We start from the raw sequence: 3,859 nt of genomic DNA, 5'->3' as shown, positions 1-3,859 counted from the left end.
ATTCGTGATGTCGAACTTTACCGATTACAACTTCGCGCTCGGTGAAAAAAGTCCGTTTGATTTTTACGATACCTATTCTATCTGTAAACTCAAAGTAATTTATACGGTAGCAAAAACTCGCCCCGAAGCAGCGGCATTTGCCCCGTGTACGTTGATGGTGTATAAGAAAAAAGATGCCGATGAAATCGTAATGGGCTTCCCGGGCGTCTATAACTGGATGAGCAGTGCTCGTGTCGATAACTCAGAGGCAAAAGAGACGTTGCTTCAGGCTCAGAAAGATTTTGAGGGCGTTTTGAACAGCGTCATCGAGTAATACAGGAGATAAGTGTTATAATTTCGGCATTTGCAGCAATTAATGAGTCTCTAATGCCTTTATCCCTGATTGATTCCGCCGACCATATCGTTTTGGTAGCACATAAAAGTCCCGATGCCGATTCGCTCGGCGCGGCGTGTGCTTTTTACTCCTATTTACTTCGGAGCCAAAAGAAAATAACCCTTTTTTGTGCTTCATCCGTAGTCGATCCCAATCTCGCTTTTTTACCGTGGTTTGACAAAATAACCGACCGTTTTCCCGAAGATGCCGAGTTGCTTATCAGCTTTGACTGCGGCAGTTATGGACGGCTTGGAATTGAAAAAGAGTTACCGCTTATCAATATTGATCATCATGTCAGTAATGATCTATTCGGTACGTGCAACATAGTGGATAGTTCGGCAATTAGCACGACCGAAGTCGTTTATGACTATTTTGTTGCCAACGGTATAAAAATCAATGGTAAAATAGCGCTTTCGCTTTATGCCGGACTGCTCGATGATTCGAAATGTTTTAGCGCACCCGAATGCAGCACGAAAACGTTTGCGATGGCGCAAGGACTCTTGGAACTCGGAGCCGATCACGCGATGTGTATGGAGTGGCTTTACCGACGCCGTTCTCTTGCCTCTTTGAGAATACGGGGAATCTTGCTCAAACAGATGAAGCTGTTAGCGGATGCTCGCCTAGCGGTGTTTGAGGTTTCCCTCCCTTTATTGGAGGAGAGCGGTGCTAGTGTTTCTGAGTGCAAAAGCGTATTGGATGAAGCATTAGGGATGCGAAGTGTTCAAGCGGCTATTATGGTGTTGGAACACCCGCTTGGGGGGATAAAGCTCTCTTTGCGGACAGACGGAACGGTTGATGCCGCTAAGATTATGACCTCATTCGGCGGCGGCGGACACGTGAAACGCTCAGGTACCTGGATAAAACAAGAAAATTATGATGAGCTTATCAAAAATATTATGGTAATGATTACAAAGGAGTTTATGTGAGAAGAGGCCGAAATAATTCGGGAATTGTTGGATGGGTACTGGTTGTTCTAGTTTTGAGTGCCGTTGGATTTATGGGTTTTTCACCGCTGTTTGAGAAGGATGACCCGAAAGTTTCCCTATCTCAAGACGGGTATTGGAATTTTAGAGACCCTATCCATGTCAGCGTAGAAGATACTAGCGGGTTAAAATCGTTTAAAGCAACGATTGTAACACCGCATGAAGAGTGGGTTGTTGCTGAAGAAAACGCGAAATCTTCAGAGACTAAAAAAGTATTTGATATCCTCCCTCCCAAAGGGGTGCGTCGAGTCGAAGCAACCTCTATCGTTTTGAAAATTGAAGCGACCGACAACAGTTTATGGGGTCTGTTTATGGGGAACACCTACAAAGAGGAGATCACCCTCATTATCGACCAGCGTCGTCCGGTGCTTGCGATTGTTGCCAACTCCTACAAAATTCAAAAAGGGGGATCGGCGATTGTTATTTTTAAAGCCGAAGACCCTCATATGCAAAGTTTGAAAATTGAGACCTCTTTTGGCAAAACATTTGTCGCACAGCCTTTTATGAAAGAGGGATACTACGCCTCTTTGGTTGCGTGGCCGGTTCAAGAACAAACCTTCAGTGCGACCGTAGTCGCGCGTGACCGTGCCGGAAATGAGACAAAAAGTGCTATACCGCTTCGTCTGAAAGATCATGTTTACCGAGTATCCAATATTGAACTCAGTGATGCTTTCTTAGACGGTAAGATTGCGGAACTTGCGAATGAATACGAACAAACGGCAGGGGTGGATGACCGCTTGGAGCAGTTTCGTATCATTAACGAAAAAGTGCGTGCCGATAATGAGAAAATTATCCATGACATTACCTCGAAAGTTTCTAAAAATATGATACTTGATTTTACTCCGGAACCTTTTTACCCCCTCGTGAACGGTCAAAAAGTAGCCGATTTCGGGGATCACCGCATTTACAGTTATAAAGGTCAAGAAAATGTGAGTCAAGCGTATCATATGGGGCTTGATTTAGCGAGTGTTGCGATGGGACCGATTACGTCTTCCAACGGCGGCAATGTTGTTTTTTCTCAACCCAACGGAATTTACGGTAACTTGCCGATTATCGATCACGGGTTCGGTCTTTACACCCTCTATGGCCACTGTTCGGAAGTGCATGTGCAAGAGGGAGATGTTGCCGCACTCGGGCAAGAGATCGCAAAAACGGGGCTTAGCGGCTATGCGATGGGGGATCATCTCCATTTCGGTATTTTGGTACAAGGAATCGAAGTCCGCCCGGAAGAGTGGATGGATACAAAATGGATCTATGACAACATAACCAGTGTTATTGAGAACGCCAAAGTAATCATTAACCAACGTTGAAACACGGTATAATTTCACAATAGAGCTAAGGATAACACGCACATGATGCAAACAACGATCGGTAAAAGTGTCGAACTCGTGGGTATAGGTTTGCACCGAGGCTCCCCCGTCAAATTACGGCTTGAACCCTTAGGAGCTAACAGTGGTATTGTTTTCTACCGCAGTGATGCCGGTGTATCCATTCCGCTGATTCCTGAGAATGTTGTCGACACGAAAATGGCAACGGTTATCGGGCGCGAAGGGGTAACGATTTCGACGATCGAGCATATGCTCTCGGCGATCTATGCTTACGGTGTCGATAATCTTCGCGTTATCGTCGATGCGGATGAAGTACCTGTTATGGACGGCTCCTCTATGAGCTTTTGTATGCTTCTTGAAGAGGCGGGAATCGTAGCACAGGACGTGCCTAAGAAAATTATGCGAATCAAAAAAGAGGTGATCGTTCAAGAGGGGGACAAATACGTTAAATTGATCCCGTCCAATGATATGAACTATGATTTTACGATCAAATTTTCACACCCCGTTATTGATCAGCAAAGCTATGTCCTCTCTTTTACCAAAGAGAATTATAAAAAAGAGATCGCACGTGCTCGAACGTTCGGATTTGTCCATGAAGTGCAATATCTCCGCTCCAAAGGGCTCGCTCTGGGCGGAAGTTTGGAAAATGCGGTCGTATTGGATGATAAAAAAGTGCTCAACCCTGAGGGGCTTCGGTTCGGTGATGAGTTTGTACGTCACAAAATTCTTGATGCGATCGGCGATATGTCGCTGATCGGAATGAATTTCATCGGTAACTACGAAGCGTTCGCGGGGAGTCATGATCTTAACCATAAATTGACGTTAGAGCTTTTAAAAGATCCGGCGAACTACGAGATCGTCGAACTAGCGCACGCAGAGTCGAAAGAGTTGGCAAAAGCGTATGCATGACGCCCTTGTCATCGCGTTAAGTTCCCCCGTATTGGTGGGAATTTACAAAGATGGAATTTTAGTCGAAGAGATTAAAAATGAGGGGATGAGTTCGGATGTGCTGGCGGAGATTTTTGACTCGCTGTTAGCGCGGTATACTTTTTCGCATTTGATGTATGCCAAAGGTCCCGGGAGTTTTATGGGGATCAAGGTCACCTATATTTTTCTAAAAACACTCAGTATTGCACGAAAAATCCCCCTTTTGGCAACGGATGCCTTCTTTTTTA

At 45.1% G+C, this 3,859-nt stretch carries 4 protein-coding genes and 1 pseudogene; all 5 read left to right on the top strand.

What is annotated here, in order from left to right:
- The coding region (locus tag A2517_RS08225) for a DUF302 domain-containing protein (RefSeq protein ID WP_294895956.1) at window positions 1–313 on the top strand (313 nt) is incomplete at its 5' end.
- 53 nt (window positions 314–366) lie between these two features.
- Window positions 367–1,299: a DHH family phosphoesterase gene (locus A2517_RS08220; protein ID WP_294895954.1), complete on the top strand. Its 933-nt coding sequence runs from the start codon at window positions 367–369 to the stop codon at window positions 1,297–1,299.
- Window positions 1,296–2,666 carry a M23 family metallopeptidase gene (locus A2517_RS08215; protein ID WP_294895952.1) on the top strand — a complete coding sequence of 457 codons (1,371 nt, stop codon included), beginning with the start codon at window positions 1,296–1,298 and terminating at the stop codon, window positions 2,664–2,666. The genes A2517_RS08220 and A2517_RS08215 overlap by 4 nt, the downstream gene beginning before the upstream one ends.
- Window positions 2,667–2,708: 42 nt before the next feature.
- Complete coding sequence (lpxC, locus tag A2517_RS08210) at window positions 2,709–3,593, top strand: UDP-3-O-acyl-N-acetylglucosamine deacetylase (RefSeq protein WP_294895950.1); 885 nt, start codon at window positions 2,709–2,711, stop codon at window positions 3,591–3,593.
- A pseudogene (locus A2517_RS08205) lies at window positions 3,586–3,859 on the top strand (hypothetical protein); the annotation flags it as partial. The gene lpxC and the pseudogene A2517_RS08205, both read left to right, overlap by 8 nt.

It is taken from the genome of Sulfuricurvum sp. RIFOXYD12_FULL_44_77, assembly GCF_001830725.1.
Classification (GTDB): Bacteria; Campylobacterota; Campylobacteria; order Campylobacterales; family Sulfurimonadaceae; genus Sulfuricurvum; species Sulfuricurvum kujiense_A.
Note: the sequence above shows the minus strand (reverse complement) of the source record. Positions and strands in the feature narration are given on the sequence as shown.